The organism is Saccharibacillus sacchari, assembly GCF_037722395.1.
GTDB classification, from domain to species: Bacteria; Bacillota; Bacilli; order Paenibacillales; family Paenibacillaceae; genus Saccharibacillus; species Saccharibacillus sacchari_A.
In genome coordinates this window covers 271,270-292,910 of record NZ_JBBKAR010000056.1, presented here as the reverse complement: position 1 = coordinate 292,910, position 21,641 = coordinate 271,270, and the positions used below count along the sequence as shown (strand labels likewise).

The window sequence follows — 21,641 nt, the reverse complement described above, 5'->3', positions numbered from 1 at the left end:
AACTATTATAGTTACATTAGTTCGGTTTTGTCAACTCCCTTTTTGAAAATCAAAAAAAGCAGCCTTTCCGCCAACGATTTGCTCGTCGTGAAAGACTGCTTTCCCCTTCATTCTACACCTGGTCCTTCGGGCCGCGGTACAGCGCTTTGCCTTCCAATACGCGCAGCGGAACGGTCCATTCTTCATTATCCGGCATCATATCGAGCGCATCCTCGGCAGCTTGAAGCTTGGCATCCAGCTGGTCGATATAATGCAGCGCGATGGCTTCGGCCGTTTGCGGCTGGACAGGGCTGCCCCACTCGCCTTTGTTATGATGCGCCAACACCAAATGCTGCATCAAAATGACTTTTTCCGAAGCCGGGTCAAGTTCCAACTTGATCGCCGCTTCCGTAATCCACGTCGAAGCCAGTGCCAAGTGACCGATCAATTTGCCGGTAAAGCTATATTCGGAAACAACGCCAAGCTCGGCAGTCATTTCTTCCGTTTTGGCAATATCATGCAAAATGATTCCCGCCAGCAGCATGTCCCGGTTCAGGAACGGACGCTGCTTGCAGATAAATTCAGCCAGCTCCAACATACGCACGGTGTGATAAGCTAGACCTGCGTAAAACGCATGGTGCATCCCTTTTGCCGCCGGATAATGCATCAGCTTGTCGCCGACCTTCTCCACGCAATAATCCACGATGCGGCGCAGATCCGTATCCGCGATACCGGCTGCCGTCGTTTTGATCGCATAGACCAGATCATTGGGCGGCACCGGAGCAGAGCGAATAAAATCGGTCAACGTATATCCGTCTTCCGGATCGGCAGCGCGAAGCTTGGTCACTTTGAACTGCGGCTTTTCTCTATATTTTTGTACGATTCCGCGCACTTTAACGAGCATCGGCGCAAAAAACGTCTCCTTGTCCACTGTGCTGACGTCCCACATTTTCGCCGGAATCTCGCCGCTCGCATCCGCCAGCACAAGATCGAAATAATCCTTCGGCGGCGTAGAGTTGGTTTGCTTCAGGTCCGCCGATTTTAACAAGTAAAACCCTGTAATATCATCGCCTTCGATAAATTCCTTGATCGTTTTCATTTTCCCTCCATAACGGTTCACCTTTTCTTCAACCCCTCCGGGCAAGAAGAAAAGATGAACCCGCGCTAAGCGATTGTAGTTAGATGTTTCTCTGTAGTTAGATCTTTCTCTGTAGTTAAGTCTTTCTTTGCAACTAGGTCGTTCTTTTGCACTTTCTTCTATTATATAGCCTAAACTCGCAGGAACAAAATGCGAACATCTCCTTCTTTTAAACCTGCGTGATTTTAATGTACAAAAAGCTCCGCGGCAAGCGGTCCGGGAAAACCGGAACCGTTTTGCTACGGAGCTTTATATACCGGAATATCTTTTCGATACTCCCGATTTTTTGCGATACGTGTTGCAAGTCAATTAAACGCCACTTAGACTCTGCTCCACGCGCGCGACCACGTCGTTGATCGAGAGCCCTTCAATGCTGATCACCGGAAAATCGAATTGGTCGGTGTTGCCATCGTTCAACGCACGTACCACACCGAGATCGAACCCGCTGATGTTTTCATCGCTCTCAAACAGCTCTACTTCGTATCCTTTTTCTTCAAGCGCTTCTTTCACGTCTGCAAACGGTTGTTCTACTGCAATCTTGGCCATGGTTGGCACCTCCGGTGTATGAGTAAGTTAGGCCATGTACGCAAACTCAGGCGACGTGCATCTTGAGCTGTCTTTTCGCCCTCTTTGGCTTCATTTTCCTTCGATGTGCCCCGGCACACCTTCAGAAAAATTCCTTGCTGAGAACGAAAATCCAGTTTAATCTGCTCCCGGCGGAGTTTGCGTACACGCCCTAGACACGGAATGATTCCGCGCCGTCCGTCATCCATTTCCCCGTTTTGCCTTGTCCTGAAACCGAGAGAGCGGCCATATCCCTTTACTTTTCCGTCAAAACCCATTATCGAAAAAGAAAATTTGGGGATTGAATATCCATTCAATATCGCGTTACGCGGTGTGTCTAAACGTTCAGTCGAATCTCTCCGCCGCTAGCCGATACGTTAAATGCGGTATTGCCGTCCTCCGTCTCGAATTCGATCGACTGTCCGTCCAACGTAACCGATGAAGCGACAACGCCATGCACCGCAACCCGAATCAGACTGTAGCCTTCCGCGTAACCCGCATGAACTTTTTCCAAGTTAAGCACAAGACCGCCGTCCTTCTCTTCCTGCGCAAACCGGTATTCGTTATATCCGCCGTCCCGATACGCGTAACTCTCTCCGTCATCTTCGAAATGGGTATACTCGCCGCTTCCCGGATACACGTACAGCAGCAATTCATCGATCTTCCGTTCCCCGACATAACGCCGATCCGGATAAGCCGGCAGCAGCGTCCCCGCGCGCACGTACATCGGGCAAATGTCCAGCGGCGCTTCGGCCAGAATCGTTCGACCGCCTTCCAAGCGCTCACCGGTACGGTCATCGAACCAAACGCCTTCCGGCAGGTACGCCGCGCGGTGCCTTTTCCCTTGTTCAACGACAGGCGCGACCAGCAATCGGCTGCCGAACAAGAATTGGTCGTCGATCTCATGCACGTTCGAATCTTGCGGATATTCCAACACAAGCGGACGCAAAGGTGCCAGCCCTGTTTTCTCCGCTTCGACCATCAGGTCATACAGATAAGGCAGCAGCCGGTAACGCAGCTTCATGGCCTGGCGATACGCATCCAATGTCGCTTCGTCGTATGCCCACGGCTCCTGGTCGCGCGTGCCGATTGCCGTATGGTTGCGGAATAACGGGCTGAACGCGCCGACCTGCACCCAGCGCACCAGCAGTTCCGGCGTGCAATCGTGCGAGAATCCGCCCACGTCGCAGCCGCTGAACGCAAACCCGCTCAGGCCGAGGCTCGTAAGCTGAGGAATCGACATCCGCAGATGCTCCCAAAAGCTCTGATTATCGCCTGTCCATACGGTGGAATATTTTTGCGTGCCCGCATAAGCGGCTCTCGTGATAACGAAAGGCCGTTTGCCCGTCGCTTCCAAAAGACCGTCGAACGTCGATTTGGACATCAGATGGCCGTAAACGTTATGAATTTCGCGGTGGTCCGCCGGGCGACCGTCGTTTTTGAACTTTACATCGTCCGGCAGCGGTCCCGTAAAGCTCGCCGGTTCGTTCATATCGTTCCAGATTCCCGCAACGCCAGCGTCGAGCATGATCTTCTGGTTGTTTGCCCACCATTGGCGTACCGGCTCGTCGGAAAAGTCCGGATAGACCGAATCGCCCGGCCACACCGTGTTCACGTACGTCACGCCGTCTTTGTCGGTCGCGTAGTACCCTTTTTCCAACCCTTCGTCGTACACGGAATACCCTTTATCCTTTTTTACGCCGGGATCGATAATCGTGACCAGCTTGATGCCCATATCGCGCAGCCTTGCCGCCAATGCCGCCGGATCGGGGAAACGTTCCTTGTCCCAAGTGAACACGCGGTACCCGTCCATATAGTCGATATCCAGATGGATGGCGTCCAGCGGCAGATCGTGCTCCCGGAACTTTTCCGCGATTTCGAGCACTCTCGACTCCGGCGCGTACGACCATCTGGACTGATGCGCGCCAAGCGTCCAAAGCTGCGGCAGCGGCGTGCGTCCGGTCAGTGCGGTATAGCGCGTCACCACGTCTTTAATACTCGGACCGTGAATGAAGTAATAATCCAGATTGCCGTTGTCCGCGCCGAAGTAATAATAAGCCGGATTTTCTTTGCCGAGATCGAAGAACGTTTTGAACGGGTTATCGAAAAAGAGTCCGTACGCTGCGCGCTGTTTCAACGTGATAAAAAACGGGATACTTTTGTATAGCGATTTATGGCTCTCCACATGCGGCGACGGGTCGTCCGTGTTCCACATTTCGTACTCGTAGCCCCTTTTGTTGAGCGGACCCGTTTTATCGCCGAGGCCATAGAACTTCTCGTCGCCTTCGATCGCTTTGAGCACTTCGATCTTGTGATGGCCGCTTGTGCGCATCGCTTCGTGGCCTTCCCCTTCGGCGATGCTCACGTTGCCCCGGCGCAGGAACGGATCGCGGCCGCCCCGGTAATCCAGACACAGCGGCGTGCCGGAAGCTTCATAGATATCCACGTAAAAATGATCGTATACGCGCACCGTCAGCTTTTCCGTCGAAATCTCCAATAGGCCTTCGCGCTCGCTGACCCGGTACTCGCACACCTCGAACGCCGGATTCGGCTGCTCCACCGCACGCGATTCCAGCTCCTGCGTATGCAGCGGCGCAAACACATGAACCACCCAAGGATTGATGATCTCGATCCAGCCTTGGCCCCCCTCGTATCGAAGCGTTATTCGGCGGCCTTCTTTTTCGTACCCCGTTCGTTTACCCCACATGGCTTGACGTCCTCCTTCGGCGGAATGTCTTGCTGGTTATGTATTAACCTTGACGGATAGAAAAAGCGATGTCAAATTTGCTTTTATGATCTCTGGCGTTTGTTGATTAATTCAAAAAAAGCGTCACCGCCCGAACTCGGACGGCAACGCTTTTCCTTTTACCACTTTCCAGGCACGACTTACCGATGCTTCTCGATCAACTGCTTCAACGCCGCTTTGCTCTGTACGCCGACCACGCCTTCAACAGGCTGGCCGTCTTTGAACAGAACGAGCGTCGGGATGCTTTTTACGCCGATCGCGTCGGAGATTTGCGGATTCTCGTCCACGTTCAGCTTGGCGATTTTGGCGGAGCCTGCAAGTTCGCCGTCCAACTCGTCGAGAATCGGAGCGATCGTGCGGCAAGGACCGCACCAAGGTGCCCAAAAATCCACCAGGGTCAATCCGTTTTGAATATCGTTCATGAAAGTCTGATCAGACGTATGGGTAACTGCCATTGTTAAGCCCTCCTATGCGGTGTTTAAATCTTTTCATTTAAGCATAATGTTCAACGATACGATCCAGCTTCTTTTGCAGCAAACCGAAACGCACAAAGCGGTCTTCGCGCAAATATTCTTTACCTTCAATCAAAAGGAGCATGATCGGAGCCGCCAAAACCAGAAACCGTTCCGCCACTTCCTCGACCTCGGTCGCGTCGGCATGTCCGAAAGAAACAGAAGGATAATCGTTCAGCAGTTCCTGAAGCTTCGGCAGCAGCGCATGACAGGTACTGCAATCGGGCGTCGATACATATAAAAAGCTTAAGCCCGGTTCCTGAACAAAAGTATCCACTTCACCGATAGTGTTCAACTTCCGGATTTGCTTCATTCCGATCTCTTCTCCTTTTTTAGACTTTTCAAGCTCGAAATTTTCAATTAACTAGTTAAATAATCATTTATACATATAGAATAATCATATTGAGCAAAGTTGTCAAGCCTTCAAGCTCGGCTTCAGCGTACGGCTTGCTTTTTACGGTATTCTTTTTTAAACTCGAAATATCTAAATCGCTAGGGCGTGTACGCAAACTCAGAAAGTAGGTCATGATGTATGGAACATTCGGGTCCGCTTTTCACGATCGATCCCGACTCTCCGCTTCCTCTTCATATTCAGATCAAGGAGCAGATCAAATGGCTGATCGGAAAAGATCTGCTGAAACCGGGAGACTCGCTGCCTTCGACGAACCAATTGGCGGAGCAACTCTCGATCAACCGGAATACGATTCAGAGCGTATACACGCAGTTGAAAGAAGACGGCTTGCTGCTGATGCAAAAAGGACGAGGCACGCAGGTCGCGGGCGAAGCGCAGATTGCTCGATTTAAAGCAGCCAATCCGCACTTTGCTTTCGTGGAACGCATCATCGGCGAAGCGCATCAGGCCGAGCTTCCGATTCGGGATTTGCTGCTCTCGGGCTTCGCTTATATTCAACTGTTCGGACAAAAAGAAAAACATCTGCCTCGCTACCTGTTTATCGAATGCAAAGCCAGCTCGTGTATTTTCTATCTGGATGAAGTGCGCCGCCTGACTTCTTCGGAGATTCGAACCATCGATATTTCTTCGCTGTCGGATGAGGCGTTTATGCAGGCAATCCATGAAGCGGACGTAATCGTGACGCGGTCGGATCTGGCGGAAAAGATGAAAAAGATTGCGGATGATGCGGGGAAAACGGTGATTACGGTGGGATCGACGCGGGATGTGCCGTTATTATTGAATATGATTCGGCGGTCTTGATCGAATTGAGGGAAGGTCCTATTCGAGGGAAGCGTGGGGGCGGAGGGAGAAATTCGTTCAAGGCGCTGTTTCACTCGGAAAATTGAATTGGATTTAAATAAGGAGTTTTCCGAGTTCAAAGGCGTCTTTCACTGAATTTCTCCCTCCGCCCTGGCTTCGCTGAATAAGACCGTTCAAATTCGAGAAAGACCAGCTTATGGGCTGGTCTGTTTGGGTGGGGATTTAAGATTCAGTCAAGATGTGTAGATAATATTGCTTTAGACGCGGGTTCCGACGAGTTCTTTGGAGAAGAACTGGGGAAGGTATTCTTTGTGGGCTTCGAGCAGTTCGTCGAGGACGGCTTTGGCGATATCGCCGCTGGTGACGAGAGGATTCAGCGTGAAAGCTTGAAGAGCCGTGGCGTAATCGCCGGTGACTGCGGCTTCGACGGTGAGTTCTTCCATGGCTTTCATGACTTGGAGCAGACCGCGTTGAGCGGGCGGGAATGCGCCGAAGTGAACAGGCTCCGCACCGTGCGCGGTGATCAGGCTGGTGACTTCTACGGCGCTGTCGTATGGCAGGTCGCTGACGGAGCCGCGGTTACGGGTATTGACGACCATCTGCGTGCCTTTGTTGTTATAAATAGAATTGATGATCTCGCAGGCTGCGTCGCTGTAGTAGGCGCCGCCGCGTTGTTCCAGCTCTTTTGGCTTATAATCGAGATTCGGGTCTTTGTACAGTTCGAACAGGCTTTCTTCCAGCTTCTTGACGACTTGGCCGCGCGTGCCTTCATGCTGGGCTTCTTGCAGTTCTTCTTCCAGCATATTTCCGGTCATGTAATAGTAACGGTGGTAGGGGCAAGGAAGCATACCCAATTGGGCGATCTGGTCGGACAAGAAGCGCATATCGCGAATATTTTCGACGATCTTGCCTGGGTCGGCATCGGGTCCGTACAGCTTGTCGATCAGCTCCGCTGTCACTTCGCCGCCGTCTTTATCATAGACACGGTGCCAGTGCAGATGGTTGATGCCCGCGAATTTGAAGAACAGGTCTTTTTCTTCTTTTTGCAGCAGTGCGGCTTCTGTTTTGACGGCCATTACCGGAACGTTGCATAGACCGATGACTTTTTCCCATTGTCCGTAACGCAGCACCGCTTCCGTCACCATGCCTGCCGGATTGGTGAAGTTGATCAGCCAAGCGTTCGGACAGAGTTCTTTCATATCCTCGACGATGCCCAGCACAACCGGGATGGTACGGAACGCTTTTAACATGCCGCCTGCGCCGTTCGTTTCTTGTCCGATCATGCCATGTTTCAGCGGAATGGCTTCGTCCTTGATCCGTGCGTCCAGCAAGCCCACCCGGAACTGCGTCGTCACGAAATCCGCATCTTGAAGGGCATGGCGGCGATCCAGCGTCAGATGCACGTCGCAGTCGATGCCCGCCGCTTTGACCATCCGTTTCGCCATTTCGCCTACGATGTTAAGCTTTTCCTTGCCCGCTTCGATATCGACCAGCCATAGCTCGCGTACGGGAAGCTCGGCATGTCGTTTGATAAATCCTTCGATCAATTCCGGTGTATAGCTGGACCCTCCGCCAATCGTAACGATCTTCAGTCCTTTTTTCATCGAAAATACCTCCTGAATATAAGTTTTGAGTCGGTGATCAACTTCATGCCTTTACCTTAATTTGTGTAATGCATTACAGGTCAACCCCTTTTTTTAAGCGGTTTCAAAAAAATGCGGCAAAGGGGTTTTACGCGGTCCCGAATCAGGTATGGTATGCTTAACCGAGAGGTGAAACCTATGACAAATATTCGTGAAATCGCACGTTTGGCCGGCGTTTCGACAGCGACCGTATCGCGTGTGATCAACGATCACCCTTATGTCAACGCAGAAAAAAGACGTAAAGTGTTGGAGATTATCCGCCAGTTGGACTATGTGCCGAATTCCAGTGCCACTTCCCTCAAAAAAGGCATGACCCGAATCGTTGGAGTCGTAAGCGCCTCTTATACCACTTCTTCGACGCCGTTTATCCAGGCTTTTAACATCATCGCGCAGCAGCACGGCTTTAACGTCATGCTGTTCTTGACCGATAACGACTGCGAAAAGGAACGGATCGCTCTGGAGATGCTGCGTAGCAAACAACTGGATGCGCTCGTCTGCCTGCACCGCGCCAACGAATGGCCGATCATCGAGTCTTATGCCAAATACGGACCGATCGTGACCTGGCAGCGACTGGTGAGCGAGCATATCCCGTCGGTGTTTATGGATCAATATCAAGGTTACATGCTAAGTCTTGAGCACCTGTATGCGCGCGGTTATCGACGTATCCTGAATGTGTACTCGTCGAGAGGCTTGAACACGCCGCAGCGGATCAGGGCTTATGACGATTTTGCGAAAAAATATACATTGGACGACATCGGCTTCCCAGATCTGCATCATATGATGTCGATCGCGGACGGCGAACATATCGCGCGTTGGTGGATAGAGCAGAGCCAGAAGCCCGAAGCGATCGCCTGCTCCAACGACGACGTCGCCGCAGGTCTGCTGACCGAATTCAAACGCGTAGGCGTCTCGATCCCTGGCGATGTCGCGATCATAGGTTTCGACAACAATGATCTGGCCCGTCTGCTTGATCTGACAACCGTTCATTATCCGTCCGATAAACAAGCCGAGAATGCCTTTGCCATCCTGCTTGATCGACTTGGCCAAAAAGCTCCGCCGCTGCACGCGTTGGAATTCGAGTTGATCGAACGTCGTTCCACCTGAACGACGGAACGCTCGCAGCGGATAGATGACCTTACCGATCGGATACCGTTGTACAGCCCAGTCAACGAAGCGAAGTCCGGCCTGGAGCTGAGTTCGTTGGATACATAGATTGAGCCGATGTTTGTCAAAAACAATCCTTGCACGCAAAAAACTGCCCGCATGACCAGCCTTTAGGCCGAGCATACGGGCAGTTCTTTTTTTATCGATCCTATTCAAGGTTTAAATATCTTTAATGATCACGCCGTTGCTTTCCGCCGATTCGAAAATCGTTTCGATCAGCGTCAGTACGCGGTGTACCTCATGGTTCGGAACCGCCTGCTGGGAAGCGCCGCGCAGCGTGGATACGAGGTTGGCGTAGAAGCTATCGGACAAGTCTTCCACCTTTTCGATCGGGCGACGGATAGTCGATTCCTCGGACGGCGGCGCCATCGTTTTGGTAAGTCCTTTTCCCGCTTGGATCGGTGTCGGTTCGACATGCTCGACTTCGCGGTTGCGCGTCACGATCTCTCCGCTCAGATCCCAGTCGTAGATCACCGCTGTGCCTTCCGTACCTTTGACATACCAGCGCGGAAGCTTGATGTAGTTGGTCGTGCCCACTTCGATTACGGCGGTGAGTCCGTCTTTGAACTTGATCGTCGCCGTAAAGCCGTCGTCCACTTCTGTACCGAGAATATAGCTCAGATCCGCGTGCACGCTCTCGATCTTGCTATCGGTGAGCAGCAGCAGTTGGTCAAGCAGATGCACGCCCCAGTCCAGCAGCATCCCGCCGCCGTACGCTTTGAGCTGACGCCAGTCGCCCGGAATGCCGTTCGCGCCTTGCACGCGGGATTCCACCTGGAAAACATCGCCGACTTTTTTCTGCGACATCAGGTCTTTGATGATCAGGAAATCTTCGTCCCAACGGCGGTTCTGGTGTACGGTGAACAGACGCTGCGCCTGTTCCGCCGCTTCCGTGATCTCCAGCAGCTCCGCACCTGTGACCGTAACCGGCTTTTCGCAGATTACATGCTTGCCTGCTTGCAACGCTTGAATCGCCAATTCTTTATGTACGTCGTTCGGCGTTGCGATCAAAACGACATCAACCTCTTCGTCACTCAGCACCGCTTCAAAACTTTCGTACGTCCGGAAGCCGCGGCTGCTCGCCAACTCCATCCGGTATTCGATCGGATCGTATGCGCCGCGAACGGCGATCCCTTCCGCTTGTTCGACTAATTGTCCGTGGTAACTACCCATTCCGCCAAATCCGACAATGACAAGCTGAAGCGTTTTTTCACTGTTCATAAGCTGATCTTCCCTTCCTTTGTAACGCTACAATTTAGAAGTTTACCCACAACCCTTAATATAAAGGACTGAATCAAGAAAGCGTTAGCATTTTTTGAGCATTTTGTGAAAATATAAAGTTTGTAAATAAAAGCCTTCGAAAGTTACGTGGGTGGGGGAAGCGAAAAGACTGCGAGAAAAATTCGTTCAAGCCGCTGTCTCACTCGGAAAAACCGATCAGAATTTTTAGTGGAATTTTCCGAGTTCAAAGGCGTCTTGACCTGAATTTTTCTCTCCGTCTTCTCGCTTCCAGCTACGTTAGGCTTTTTCGACACATTGAAAAGCGTAAGGCTTTTATTTTTTTAGGAATTTGACATTTGTCTCGACAATCTTTAAAGTTGGATGTGAAGGCGTTACTTTGATCAATTTCATATTCATTCATGGGATGTTACCATTTGGGCATAACCTGAGCTGACCTGAACTGCGTTTATATGCAGCCGGGCTGGTTCGGGTTTTTTATTTGTCCAAATGTGTAGCGACCGATCAATCCATCATTTGGGAGGAGAAGTAACATGACTAACTACGCGTTTCCGAAAGACTTTTTGTGGGGCGGGGCGATTGCGGCGAATCAGGCTGAAGGGGCTTATTTGGACGGGGGCAAAGGGTTGACGGTTGTCGATCTGCTGCCAACCGGGGATAAACGTCGTGCGATCATGAAAGGCGACGTGCCTTCGCTGACTCCGCTTGAAGGCGAATTTTATCCGTCGCACGAAGCGATCGATTTTTACAACCGTTATAAGGAAGATATCGCGTTGTTTGCGGAAATGGGCTTCAAATGTCTGCGCGTTTCGATCGCTTGGGCACGTATTTTCCCAACGGGCGAAGAAACGGCGCCGAACGAGGAAGGTCTGCAATTTTACGACGATCTGTTCGACGAACTGATCAAGAACGGTATCGAGCCTGTGGTCACTCTTGCCCACTTCGACGTTCCGGTACATTTGGTGGAAAAGTACGGAAGCTGGCGTCACCGCAAGCTGGTTGGCCTGTTCGAGACGTATGCCAAGACCGTGCTTGAGCGTTATAAAAACAAGGTCAAATACTGGATGACGTTCAACGAGATCAATATGCTGCTGCATTTGCCGTTCCTCGGAGCCGGTCTTGTGTTCCAAGAAGGCGACAACGTAGAGCAGATCAAATACCAGGCGGCTCACCATCAGCTCGTCGCGAGCGCTTTGGCGGTCAAGGCTTGCCACGAGATCGCGCCCGACGCGATCATCGGCTGTATGCTGGCGGCAGGCAGCTTCTATCCGTTCACCTGCAACCCGGAAGACGTGTATCAAGGAATGGAAAAAGACCGTGAATCGTACTTCTTTATCGACGTGCAATCGCGCGGCGAGTATCCGGGTTACGCGAAACGCTTCTTCCGCGATCACAACCTCGATATCGAGATGGAAGACGGCGACGCCGAACTTTTGAAAAACAACACGGTCGACTATATCGGCTTCAGCTACTATTCCAGCCGCACGACCAGCACGGACCCCGAAGTGAACAAAAACATGACCAGCGGCAACGTATTCGGTTCGGTTGCGAACCCGTATTTGGCGAAATCCGAATGGGGCTGGACGGTTGACCCGCTCGGTATGCGCATCACCGCGAACCAATTGCACGATCGCTATCAAAAGCCTTTGTTCGTCGTGGAAAATGGCTTCGGCGCGCATGACGAACCGCAAGCAGACGGCAGCATCAACGACGAGTACCGCATCGATTACCTGAAACGCCATATCGCCGCGATGGGCGAAGCCATCCAGGACGGCGTCAACATCCTCGGTTACACCTGCTGGGGCCCAATCGATATCGTCAGCGCTTCTTCCGGCGAAATGCGCAAACGCTACGGCTATATCTACGTCGACCGCGACAACGCAGGCGAAGGTACGCTCCAACGTTCCAAAAAGAAAAGCTTCGACTGGTACAAAACGGTCATCTCAAGCGACGGAACGGATCTGGAAGGCTGATCTTGAGCCGATCAGATATCTATCGGGCATAACATTCAGCCGATATGATAGTTGAATCTTGATTTGATTTTAGGTTTGATTTTACGTTTGATCTTAATTTTGTTCTTAATCTTTTTAACCCACACACAAAAAGAAGCTCGATCCTATGCGGATCGAGCTTCTTGACGTGAATATCTGTTGAATTGCGAAGCCACAGGCGGAGGGGGAAATTCAGTGAAGGAGCTGAAGCATTTCGAAGAAATGCACTTCGGAAGCCTATGCTATAGTTCGCCTTTGAAATTGAGAAAAACCCTATAAACTTTCAATCCTATTTCTCAATTTCAACACGCGACCGAAACGAATTTCCCCCGCAGCCGCCAGGCTTCCAAACGAACAGGATCTTCAAGGCCAATAAGCTGCTCCCCCTAAGATCGAGCTTCTTTGACCTACTTACTCAATAGATCAATCAAATTATCCGCCGCCATACTCTGGCCCAGCGACGAGTAATCCAACCACTTCTGTCCGTCCGTTGCATACACATGCCCCGCTTTGACCGCCTTCAGGTTTGTCCACAGCGGATTCTTTTCCAGCTCTTCGAAGCTTTTTTGCGCGTCCGCGTCGTTGTTCACGAGCAGCAAAATCATGTCCGCATCAAGATCCGGCAAGATTTCCTTAGAGATGACGGCGTATGGCTCTTCGCCTGTCATTTCGACCAATCCGTCTACGGGATTCAACTGTAGGTCGTCGTACAGAATCGGGCCCAGCGGGCGCTCCATGCTTTGAATACGCAGCTCTTTTGCGGATACGCGGATTGCAGCTACTTTCGGCGTCTCAGCAAATTCCTGATCAATCAACTTGCGGGCCTGCTCGATTTTCTTTTCGTATTCGGCAATAAACGTTTGGGCGATGTCTTCTTTTTCCGTGCCAAAGTAGGACGCGGTTTGCAGCAAATGCTCGCGCCACGTGTCTTCATCCAGATCGGTCGAAATGACCGGCGCGATCTTTTCCAATTGAGGCAGGAAGTCGCCGCCGAAATGGGTATCCGTGAAAATATAGTCCGGCGCCAGCGCCAACACGGCTTCGATATCCGGGTCGGTGACGACGCCCAGCTTCTCCGTGCCTTCAAGCTGATCCGCCACATGCGGCAGGAAATCACCCACGCCTCCGCCGATCGCGGACCCCACAGGCTTGATGCCGAGCGCCAGCAAGTTGTTGGTCATGTGGATCGACATCGACGCGATTTTGGCATCGGGACTCACTTGAACGGCTTGCTCGGTTTGTCCGGTAGGTGTTGTTTCCGCAGAAGCGGCTTCGGAAGTCGGCGTCGTGCTTGCAGCCTGACCGCATGCGGACAGAGCCAGCATCAGCAGCAGACCGGACAGGCCCGCCCCCAGCTTGGTACGCATGTTTTTTCGGTTCATCAGCATGTTCGTATAGGTTTTCATCAGGATTGATCCCCTTTATTTTTTATATGGGTTGTGCATGTATCGTTAACGAATATTCTTTTTACGAAGCAATAAATACAGAAAATAAGGACCGCCAAGCGCCGCAACCATGATTCCGGCCGGAATATCGTTGGGATCGAACAAGGAACGCCCCATCGTATCGGCCAGCACCAAAATATTGACGCCGACCAGGGCCGCAATCGGCAAAGCGTAGCGATGCTGAGGGCCGACCAGTTTTCTCGCGATATGCGGCGCGGCCAGTCCGATAAAGCCGATGCCGCCCGCTATCGCGACGCAAGCGCAGGACAAAGCGACAGCCAGAGCCAGCAAGACCAAGCGGCCTCGCGTCGGCTTTTGACCCAGCCCCAGCACAAGCTCGTCGCCGAGCGCGTACAAGTCCAACTTCGCGGATTGGGTATAGATCGCGATCCCGGCGGCAAGCACCCAGGGAAACAGCGCCCAGACGTGAATCCATTCTCTCCCCCACACGTTTCCCGCCAGCCAACGAGCTGCGAAAGCATACGTATCTTCGTCCAACCGCAAAGACAGGATCAACGTAGCCGCACTCACTCCGGCCGCAACCGCGATTCCGACCAATATCAGCCGCATAGGCAACAGCCCGCGATGGCGATCGTAAGACAGCAGGAACACAGCGGCCGCAACCGCGGAACCGCCGCCGAACGCGAACAACGGAATCCATAAGGCCGTCTGCCCTCCGGTATCGACGAAAAAGGAAATATAGATCATCAGACCGAATGCGGCGCCGTTGTTGATCCCCAGGATTCCCGGATCGGCCAGCGCGTTTCTCGATACGCCCTGGAACACCATCCCCGCGACCCCGAGACCGGCTCCGGCCAAAATCGTAACCAGAATGCGCGGCAGGCGAATATCGTACAACGCCATCGTTTCCGCCGCCGTCCCGTTTCCCAGCAAGGTCCGGATCACTCCGGAAGGCGAAACCGGGAGCTTGCCGGTGTTCAGGCCGATGCCGATCACCAGCAGGGCAACCGCAGTCATCAGAACGGATACCAGCCAGATTCGCCGGGAACGAGCTTTTGCAACTTGTTCGGGAGTCATGGAAGTCATGCTACAGTTCCCTCCTTTCGCGGCGCGCGATATAGAGGAAAAACGGTACGCCGACCATCGCAACCATTGCGCCTATGGCGAACTCACGCGGCGGGTTGACGAGTCTTGAAGCAAAATCGGCCCACACCAGCAGCATCGCACCCAATACGGCGGACATCGCGATCCTTTTCCGATAATCCACCCCGACCATCCATCTGGCCACATGCGGTGCGACCAGACCGATAAAGCTGATTGCTCCGGCAACCGCAACCGCCGATCCGGCCAGCAATACAGCCAGCACTAAGCAAATGATGCGCACTCGCCAGATTCGGATACCCAGGTTAATGGCCGACTCTTCGCCGAGCGACAGGAAGGTCAACGGCCGTCCCATCAAGATGGCGCCCAGCGTTGCGATACCGACAAGCGGCGCCAGGATTTGTAGATGCTCCCATACAATCCCGGAGACACCGCCCGCAAACCAGAACGCGATATCCTGGCTCAGTTTAAAATAGATGGCGATCCCGGCGCTTAACGATTGCAGCACGGCTGCGAGCACCGCTCCGGCAATCGTCAAGCGCATGGATTGAATCCCGCCAGCCGCCGCTCCCAACAGCATAACGAATACGGTCGTTAGCGCAGCGCCCAGAAAAGACAACACAATCAACGCTTCGTACGATAATGACGGCAAAAAAGCAAAGCTTAACGCAACGACGAAGGACGCGCCCGCATTGACGCCGAGAATGCCGGTATCGGCCATCGGGTTGCGGGTTACCCCTTGCATAACGGTTCCTGCGACAGCGAAGGCCGCTCCGACCACCGCCGCTCCAAGCACGCGGGGCAAGCGGATATCGTGCACGATCTGATGCTCGGTAAGCGTCGGATCGTAGCGGAATACGGCATTCCATACCTCACCGTAGGCGAGGGCTTTGGCTCCGTAAGCGACGCTGATCCCGACCGTAACCGCCAGCCCGAGCAACGCGATTACGAACCAAAGCGTCGCAGCCGCCCAATGTCCGGATTTCATGACGTCAACAAACTCCATCCTTTTTTATTAATATTAATTATGATAATCATTATCAATTGGATTATAAGACGATGCCCAGCTTTTGCACATGGATGATTTCTGGCTTTTAAATGGAGAAATTTTAGATTTGTACATGAGCCGGAATCGAAGATAGCAGTCTCCCCGCTTCTTCAAGCTGCTTTTCGATTCCCATAGGCGCATAGATTTTCCATTGATTTGCATCGACAAAAAAGACTTTTCCGCTGCGTACCGCTTTGTGGTTGATCCACGCGGGATGCGTCTGCATCCAATACTCGACGCGTTCCCGGTCTTTCGGTGACGCTATGGCTACAAACAAAATGTCCGCCGCATGCCGAGCGATACCTTCCGGCGTAAGCGACATCCAGGTGAAACCGGTGCCAGACGGGAAACGCGACATTTCCCGTCGTATCGGCTCCGGCGGTGTTAATTCCAAAGCGCGATACAATACATGTCCGAAGTTGCGCGCTCCGTACATCCGTAATCGTTCTCCGTCGCACAGGCAGACCGCAACGGTAGCCGGGCCGATCGCCTCACGCACCTTTTCCCGCCAACCGTGCACTTGCTGTTCATGGGCTTCCAACCAGCGCGTAGCTTCAGCTTGCCGATCCACAATATTCGCAATATCATGCAGATGGCGGAACACGTCCCGATCACTCCACGGAATCGAAATAATCGGCGCAATATCATTGATATGCCGGCGCGCGTTTTTTTCTACGTTGTTTTTGCAGAGGATCAGATCCGGACGAATGCCCAGAAACAAGCTGCGGCTAACGCGCCACGGTTCGACCTCGTGCTTGGGCAGCGTCAGCCGGGGAACGTCCGGCAGCGCCGTCGCTTCATGAACCTGAGCCGCCGCAAGCGGTACGCCAAGCACTGTGAGATGTTCCGTATAAGGAGCCGACAACGAGACGATGATGCGATTCTTTTCCGAAGAGTAGGCGCTCGGCGCGTAGCCATGCGTATCTTTGAACCGTCTGCTGAAATAAAATTCGTCGTCGTACCCTACCTGCTCCGCCACCTGGGCAATCGGACGTTCGGCAGGCAGCAGCAGTTCTTTGGCTTTGTTCATGCGCAGATGCGTCAGATACACCGTCGGCGTCTTGTCCATGTACTGCTTGAACACCTGCGAAAAGTAAGCCGGATGAAAATCCCCCCATTTCGCCAGCGCAGCCACCCGAATCGCACTCCGGTAATGGAGCTGCATATAATCGACCGTCAAACGAATCCGTCCGAGCGAATCGTCGCCGGCCTGCATTTCCGCATGACGCAGCAGCATCGAGAGCAGATCATGCAAAAGCTGCTGCGTCGCAAATCGGCGCGTCTGCCCATGCTCGGCCACCCTCGCGACCAACTCTTCCATCATCGGCAGCGCGTCCTCCCCGCCGATTCGGAATGCTCCTTCTGCCGGGAACTCGCCTGTTTTGGAAAAGCGCCGCTCGTCCGAATGTCCTTCATTTAATGCAAAGCTATCGAAAGTAATCCAATACAGCCGGGTTTGACGTTGAAGCTTCAGCTCCACAGTCGTACCGGGCGAATAGATCAACAGCATATTTTTACCGATCGGATGCGCTTGGCCATCCATCGCGACTTCGCCTTCGCCTTTCGCTACGTATATCAGCAAATGTTGGCGCAAAGGCTGTCCGTCGGCTTGTTCCGGCAACGTTGGCGACTTGCCGACAGCCTCGATTTCGAACCATAATTTTTGTAAAAAAGCCTGGCGATCTATCGATTGAATCATGGTATACTCCCTTCGCACATATGGCCGAGATCATCTACTATTTTTGCATTATATCAAATTTTTAATGAAGCGCTGGAAGACAAAAAAATCGCCTGTTAGACTCTCCTGCAAAATTCCTGACATCAACTTTACTGAAAGCGTTGACAGCCTAACCCCCTCCGGCTACACTAGATGATAACTTGATAAGTCCAACCGGGATTGTTACTGCAAACGCAGGCAAAACCTAAGTCGCAGCAGATCGAGACGCCAAGCGAAATTGCGAGTCTTGCCGATTTGCCGTGCCTTGGGTTTATTTGCGTGGAAAGGGGAAGCAGCGTGAAAATAGCCAAGGTCATCAATAATAACGTCGTTAGCGTCTATCAGGCGGACGGCACCGAACTGGTCGTGATGGGCCGGGGTATCGCTTTTAAAAAGAAGCCGGGCGATCCGGTCGACGAACGCAATGTGCAAAAAGTATTCGCGCTCAAAAACAAACAGACCTCCGATAATTTCAAAATGCTGCTGCGCGAAGTGCCGATCGAACTGATCGTCATCGTCGAAGAGATCATCGGCCATGCCAAAAGCACACTCGGACGCAAACTCAACGAAAATCTGTACGTGTCGCTGACGGACCACGTGAACTTCGCGATCGAACGGCACAACGAAGGGATCGAGATCAAAAACGCTTTGCTCTGGGAAGTGAAACAGCTCTACAAAGACGAGTTCGGAATCGGCTTGAACATGCTGGAACAAATCCGCGCGAAAATGGGCCTGGAGCTTCCCGAAGACGAGGCCGCGTTTATCGCGATCCATATCGTCAATGCGGAGATGAACGAGGACGTCTCCACGACGATGAATATCACCAAATTTATGCAGCAGATCATCAATATCGTCAAATACCATTTTAAAACGGAATTCGACGAGGAATCGCTGAGCTACTTTCGCTTTATCACCCATTTGAAGTTTTTCGCGCAGCGGGTGTTCAAAGGCACGCATTACGAAAACAACTACGACCACCTCTACGACGCGATCAAGGAAAAGCATCCCGAAGCCGCGCGCTGTACGGAAAAAATCCGCAATTTTGTGCTGAAAGAATATAATCATGAGCTAACGAACGAGGAAATGCTATATCTGACCGTACATTTGCAGCGTGTCGTCAACCGTTGATCACACTCGCATCCGAACGATTTTCTCGAAAAAAATAAAAAGAATCGCAATGTATGCGTTGACAAGCGGTTGAAAGCGTTATATCCTAAACACATCGAAATTGAATATCATCAATCGGGATTGTTACTGGTGATGCAGGCAAAACCTAAGTCGCGAAAAATAGCGGATTTTTTCTTTCTGCTCTTTTTCGAGGCTTAGGTTTTTTGTTTGCCAAAATCACCCAAAATGTTCATGTTTAGAAAATATTTGGAGGTGCAACTCATGAGTCAAGAAAAATTGGCGCGCGAAATCGTGCAAGGCGTCGGCGGCGAAAGCAATGTCGTTTCCCTGGTCCACTGCGCAACCCGGCTCCGCTTCACGCTGAAAGACAATGCCAAAGCGGACAAAGCGGCTTTGGAAAAAACGGACGGCATCATCACAGTGAAAGAAAGCGGCGGTCAGTTCCAGGTCGTCGTCGGCAACAAAGTTCCGGAAGTCTATGCCGCAATCGGCGAAGTCTCCGGGATTCTGAACGAATCGAAAAACGGCGAGAACTCGAAAGACAAAGCATCGGCCGGTAAAAAAGGCTTCGGCGCGGTCATCGATGTCATCTCCAGTATCTTCGCTCCATTGCTCGGCGTGATGGCCGGAGCGGGTATTCTGAAAGGACTCCTGCTGATCGCGGACAACTTCGGTTGGCTGCCTAAAACAAGTTCGACCTACATCATCCTGTTCGGCGCGGCCGACAGCTTATTCTACTTCCTGCCCGTATTGCTCGCCGTTACGACAGCGCGTAAATTCGGAGGCAATATCTTTACCGCGATGACGATAGCCGGGGCGCTGCTTCTTCCTTCGGTCACAGCACTCAACGGCGCCGAAACGGATGTGACTTTCTTCGGTATTCCGGTCGTCATGATGAGCTACTCTTCGACGGTTATCCCGATTATCCTGGCCGTGATCGTCATGAGCAAGCTGGAAAAGTTCTTCAACCGCGTGATCCATGAGAGCGTGAAAAACTTCCTGACGCCGATGATCTCGCTTGCGGTTATGGTTCCTCTGACCCTTCTGGTCTTCGGTCCGTTCGGCGTCTATGTCGGCAACGGCATCGCAGACGCTTTGCTCGCTGCCTTCTCGTTCAGCCCGCTGATCGCGGGCGCGATCCTCGGCGCAGGTTGGCAGTTGCTCGTCATCTTCGGCGTTCACTGGGGCCTGGTTCCGGTGTTCATCAACAATATCGCTGTATACGGACGCGACGGCATCAAGCCGGCCGCTACGGCTTCCGTGTTCGCCCAAACAGGTGCTGCGTTCGGCGTTATGTTGAAAACGAAAAACAAAAAGCTCAAAACGCTTGCCGGTTCCGCTACCCTGTCCGCTGTATTCGGTATCACTGAGCCTGCCGTATACGGTGTAACTTTGCCGCTGAAACGTCCATTTATCGCAGGCATCATCGGCGGTGCGGTCGGCGGCGCGATCATCGGTCAAGGCGGCACGCAAGCTTTCGCTTCCGGCGCTCCCGGCCTGCTGACGCTGCCGATCTTCTACGGCCCCGGCGGACAAGGCTTCCCGGCTCTGATTATCGGCATCGTGGCTTCGTTCGTTATCTCGGCTACGCTGACTTACATCATGGGCTTCAAAGACCCGGTTGAAGAGAGCGAAGAAGACAAAGCTAAATCCGATACTTCCGCTTCCGGTAAAAATGCAACAACACCCGCTTCGAGCGTCGCTCCGGCAACGGCAAGCGCGGCAGGCAGCATCGGCGAGACGGCTCTTAGCCCGCTTAGCGGAACCGTTATCCCGCTGGCCGACGTCCCCGATCCGGCTTTCGCCGCCGAAGCGATGGGCAAAGGCGTCGCGATCGAACCGAGCGTCGGCCGCGTGGTCGCTCCGTTCGACGGGACCGTAACGGTCGCTTTCAAAAAGAAACACGCCTTGGCCGTCGTATCCGACACAGGCGCGGAAATTCTGGTCCATGTCGGCGTCGATACGGTCAAACTGGACGGCGAACACTTCACTTCGCATATCCAGGAAGGCGACCGCGTCAAAGCCGGACAACTGCTGCTTGAATTCGATATCGAGAAGATCCGCGCCGCGGGTTATCCGACCGTTACGCCGGTTATCGTGACCAACACATTCGATTACGCCGACGTGCTGCCGCTGCAACAAGGCGAGGTACAAGCTGGGGATGAGCTGCTGGAGACGATTCCGGGGCACGATGCGGACGGAGACGGCGGATCGAAGCAGAGTGCTTAAAGTGTTACTTCAAATAGAAGAAACAAGAAGCGTCGTCCCGAGGGACGGCGCTTTATTTATACATTCTCTGCTGGAAAAGCTTTGGCAGTGAAGGAGAAACGTGCTTTTCTAAAAACTCGAGTTAAGAGGTTCCGGTTCCGTAGACCCGATCTAGTACATCAACGATGGTAATTGCTGATATATTCATTCCCCAACTTTTTGGATCGCTAGGCTCTTGCCGATAGGCTTCCATAAACTGCTTCATATCCTGCATAACAGTTTCGGGTAACGCACAGTGCTCCTCACCCGACAAAAGCATAGCTAATCTGGCTATATCGTTTTTATGCTTTTTGATATCTTTGGAATCAACATGTGATCCCTCTAATTTTTTCAAGGTAAGATCGAGCCACGCTTTGGCTTTGAAAGGAATTAGATATAATTCTGACAATACTCTTATTCCTTCAATCGATTCTCTTCCTTCCAACAGCATTCGATAGTAATCCTCGTCGATCAGAATTGCTGATAGGCTAGATACTTCTTCTCCAATCGGCAAAGGAGTTAACGTGCTATCCTGATCGTCTAATTCAAATCCGCTTCGACTAAACAACTCCAACATAAACGGAAAACCATGTTGGGTCGGATGACTAAAACGATAAAACTGTGGGAGGCCCGTACTTTTTACAGTATGCTCATACCCTCCTTCACGGATAAATGACCAGAAAACTCTGCCAAACTCCGGATTAAGCGCCTCCACGATCAACACCAAATCCAAATCTTTGGTTGCTCGAAAAGCAGTACCGTTCTCCACATCAAAAATGAGATCGCAAGCCGCCCCGCCGATCAA

17 protein-coding genes are annotated in these 21,641 nt (G+C 52.3%); 5 read left to right on the top strand and 12 right to left on the bottom strand.

Going from position 1 to position 21,641, the window contains the following annotated elements; translation table 11 throughout:
* Nucleotides 1-112: 112 nt before the first annotated feature.
* The 5 genes from WKI47_RS22625 to WKI47_RS22605 form a co-directional block, all read right to left on the bottom strand.
* The gene (locus WKI47_RS22625; RefSeq protein WP_340229453.1) at nt 113-1,078 is read right to left on the bottom strand and encodes a 3'-5' exoribonuclease YhaM family protein; all 966 of its coding nucleotides are present in this window, start codon (nt 1,076-1,078) and stop codon (nt 113-115) included.
* Nucleotides 1,079-1,426: 348 nt separating this feature from the next.
* Entirely contained in the window at nt 1,427-1,663 is a 237-nt protein-coding gene (locus tag WKI47_RS22620) for a YkuS family protein (RefSeq protein WP_340229452.1), read from the bottom strand.
* A gap of 355 nt (nt 1,664-2,018) precedes the next feature.
* The gene (locus WKI47_RS22615; RefSeq protein WP_340229451.1) at nt 2,019-4,388 is read right to left on the bottom strand and encodes a glycoside hydrolase family 31 protein; all 2,370 of its coding nucleotides are present in this window, start codon (nt 4,386-4,388) and stop codon (nt 2,019-2,021) included.
* 179 nt (nt 4,389-4,567) lie between these two features.
* Nucleotides 4,568-4,882, bottom strand: a complete 315-nt coding sequence (trxA, locus tag WKI47_RS22610) for a thioredoxin (RefSeq protein ID WP_037283535.1) — start codon at nt 4,880-4,882, stop codon at nt 4,568-4,570.
* Nucleotides 4,883-4,919: 37 nt separating this feature from the next.
* A complete protein-coding gene (locus WKI47_RS22605) occupies nt 4,920-5,252 on the bottom strand; it encodes a thioredoxin family protein (RefSeq protein WP_340229450.1) in 333 nt (110 codons plus the stop codon).
* Nucleotides 5,253-5,471: 219 nt separating this feature from the next.
* Here WKI47_RS22605 and WKI47_RS22600 point away from each other — a divergent pair, with 219 nt between their 5' ends.
* The gene (locus tag WKI47_RS22600; protein ID WP_340229449.1) at nt 5,472-6,152 is read left to right on the top strand and encodes a GntR family transcriptional regulator; all 681 of its coding nucleotides are present in this window, start codon (nt 5,472-5,474) and stop codon (nt 6,150-6,152) included.
* Between the two features lie 257 nt (nt 6,153-6,409).
* On the opposite strand, the gene WKI47_RS22595 is transcribed toward WKI47_RS22600, so the two are convergent.
* The gene (locus WKI47_RS22595) at nt 6,410-7,756 is read right to left on the bottom strand and encodes a 6-phospho-beta-glucosidase (protein ID WP_340229448.1); all 1,347 of its coding nucleotides are present in this window, start codon (nt 7,754-7,756) and stop codon (nt 6,410-6,412) included.
* A 177-nt stretch (nt 7,757-7,933) separates the two neighbouring features.
* Between WKI47_RS22595 and WKI47_RS22590 the strand changes: the two genes are divergently transcribed.
* On the top strand, nt 7,934-8,899 hold the full coding sequence (locus WKI47_RS22590) for a LacI family DNA-binding transcriptional regulator (RefSeq protein ID WP_340229447.1): 966 nt from the start codon (nt 7,934-7,936) through the stop codon (nt 8,897-8,899).
* A gap of 219 nt (nt 8,900-9,118) precedes the next feature.
* Here WKI47_RS22590 and WKI47_RS22585 read toward each other — a convergent pair whose 3' ends face one another.
* Entirely contained in the window at nt 9,119-10,180 is a 1,062-nt protein-coding gene (locus WKI47_RS22585; protein WP_340229446.1) for a Gfo/Idh/MocA family oxidoreductase, read from the bottom strand.
* Between the two features lie 551 nt (nt 10,181-10,731).
* On the opposite strand from WKI47_RS22585, the gene WKI47_RS22580 reads away from it, so the two are divergent.
* Nucleotides 10,732-12,171, top strand: a complete 1,440-nt coding sequence (locus WKI47_RS22580; protein WP_340229445.1) for a 6-phospho-beta-glucosidase — start codon at nt 10,732-10,734, stop codon at nt 12,169-12,171.
* A gap of 425 nt (nt 12,172-12,596) precedes the next feature.
* On the opposite strand, the gene WKI47_RS22575 is transcribed toward WKI47_RS22580, so the two are convergent.
* The 4 genes from WKI47_RS22575 to WKI47_RS22560 form a co-directional block, all read right to left on the bottom strand.
* The gene (locus WKI47_RS22575) at nt 12,597-13,556 is read right to left on the bottom strand and encodes an ABC transporter substrate-binding protein (protein ID WP_340229712.1); all 960 of its coding nucleotides are present in this window, start codon (nt 13,554-13,556) and stop codon (nt 12,597-12,599) included.
* An 84-nt stretch (nt 13,557-13,640) separates the two neighbouring features.
* The gene (locus WKI47_RS22570; protein WP_340229711.1) at nt 13,641-14,672 is read right to left on the bottom strand and encodes an iron ABC transporter permease; all 1,032 of its coding nucleotides are present in this window, start codon (nt 14,670-14,672) and stop codon (nt 13,641-13,643) included.
* A 10-nt stretch (nt 14,673-14,682) separates the two neighbouring features.
* The gene (locus tag WKI47_RS22565; RefSeq protein WP_340229444.1) at nt 14,683-15,684 is read right to left on the bottom strand and encodes an iron ABC transporter permease; all 1,002 of its coding nucleotides are present in this window, start codon (nt 15,682-15,684) and stop codon (nt 14,683-14,685) included.
* Between the two features lie 121 nt (nt 15,685-15,805).
* Nucleotides 15,806-17,443 (bottom strand): helix-turn-helix domain-containing protein, encoded by a 1,638-nt coding sequence (locus WKI47_RS22560; protein ID WP_340229443.1) that lies wholly within the window; start codon nt 17,441-17,443, stop codon nt 15,806-15,808.
* A 315-nt stretch (nt 17,444-17,758) separates the two neighbouring features.
* On the opposite strand from WKI47_RS22560, the gene licT reads away from it, so the two are divergent.
* Entirely contained in the window at nt 17,759-18,589 is an 831-nt protein-coding gene (gene licT, locus WKI47_RS22555; RefSeq protein WP_340229442.1) for a BglG family transcription antiterminator LicT, read from the top strand.
* 261 nt (nt 18,590-18,850) lie between these two features.
* On the top strand, nt 18,851-20,818 hold the full coding sequence (locus tag WKI47_RS22550; RefSeq protein ID WP_340229441.1) for a beta-glucoside-specific PTS transporter subunit IIABC: 1,968 nt from the start codon (nt 18,851-18,853) through the stop codon (nt 20,816-20,818).
* A gap of 121 nt (nt 20,819-20,939) precedes the next feature.
* Here WKI47_RS22550 and WKI47_RS22545 read toward each other — a convergent pair whose 3' ends face one another.
* Nucleotides 20,940-21,641 carry a hypothetical protein gene (locus WKI47_RS22545; RefSeq protein ID WP_340229440.1) on the bottom strand — a complete coding sequence of 234 codons (702 nt, stop codon included), beginning with the start codon at nt 21,639-21,641 and terminating at the stop codon, nt 20,940-20,942.

Excerpts from the sequence above, each read along its gene's own strand:
- WKI47_RS22595 (WP_340229448.1), bottom strand. The coding sequence starts at position 7,756 with ATGAAAAAAGGACTGAAGATCGTTACGATTGGCGGAGGGTCCAGCTAT.
- WKI47_RS22560 (WP_340229443.1), bottom strand. The coding sequence starts at position 17,443 with ATGATTCAATCGATAGATCGCCAGGCTTTTTTACAAAAATTATGGTTC.
- trxA (WP_037283535.1), bottom strand. The coding sequence starts at position 4,882 with ATGGCAGTTACCCATACGTCTGATCAGACTTTCATGAACGATATTCAA.
- WKI47_RS22580 (WP_340229445.1), top strand. The coding sequence starts at position 10,732 with ATGACTAACTACGCGTTTCCGAAAGACTTTTTGTGGGGCGGGGCGATT.
- WKI47_RS22565 (WP_340229444.1), bottom strand. The coding sequence starts at position 15,684 with ATGAAATCCGGACATTGGGCGGCTGCGACGCTTTGGTTCGTAATCGCG.
- WKI47_RS22605 (WP_340229450.1), bottom strand. The coding sequence starts at position 5,252 with ATGAAGCAAATCCGGAAGTTGAACACTATCGGTGAAGTGGATACTTTT.
- WKI47_RS22575 (WP_340229712.1), bottom strand. The coding sequence starts at position 13,556 with ATGCGTACCAAGCTGGGGGCGGGCCTGTCCGGTCTGCTGCTGATGCTG.
- WKI47_RS22600 (WP_340229449.1), top strand. The coding sequence starts at position 5,472 with ATGGAACATTCGGGTCCGCTTTTCACGATCGATCCCGACTCTCCGCTT.
- WKI47_RS22620 (WP_340229452.1), bottom strand. The coding sequence starts at position 1,663 with ATGGCCAAGATTGCAGTAGAACAACCGTTTGCAGACGTGAAAGAAGCG.
- WKI47_RS22570 (WP_340229711.1), bottom strand. The coding sequence starts at position 14,672 with ATGACTCCCGAACAAGTTGCAAAAGCTCGTTCCCGGCGAATCTGGCTG.
- WKI47_RS22590 (WP_340229447.1), top strand. The coding sequence starts at position 7,934 with ATGACAAATATTCGTGAAATCGCACGTTTGGCCGGCGTTTCGACAGCG.
- WKI47_RS22550 (WP_340229441.1), top strand. The coding sequence starts at position 18,851 with ATGAGTCAAGAAAAATTGGCGCGCGAAATCGTGCAAGGCGTCGGCGGC.
- WKI47_RS22585 (WP_340229446.1), bottom strand. The coding sequence starts at position 10,180 with ATGAACAGTGAAAAAACGCTTCAGCTTGTCATTGTCGGATTTGGCGGA.
- WKI47_RS22615 (WP_340229451.1), bottom strand. The coding sequence starts at position 4,388 with ATGTGGGGTAAACGAACGGGGTACGAAAAAGAAGGCCGCCGAATAACG.
- WKI47_RS22625 (WP_340229453.1), bottom strand. The coding sequence starts at position 1,078 with ATGAAAACGATCAAGGAATTTATCGAAGGCGATGATATTACAGGGTTT.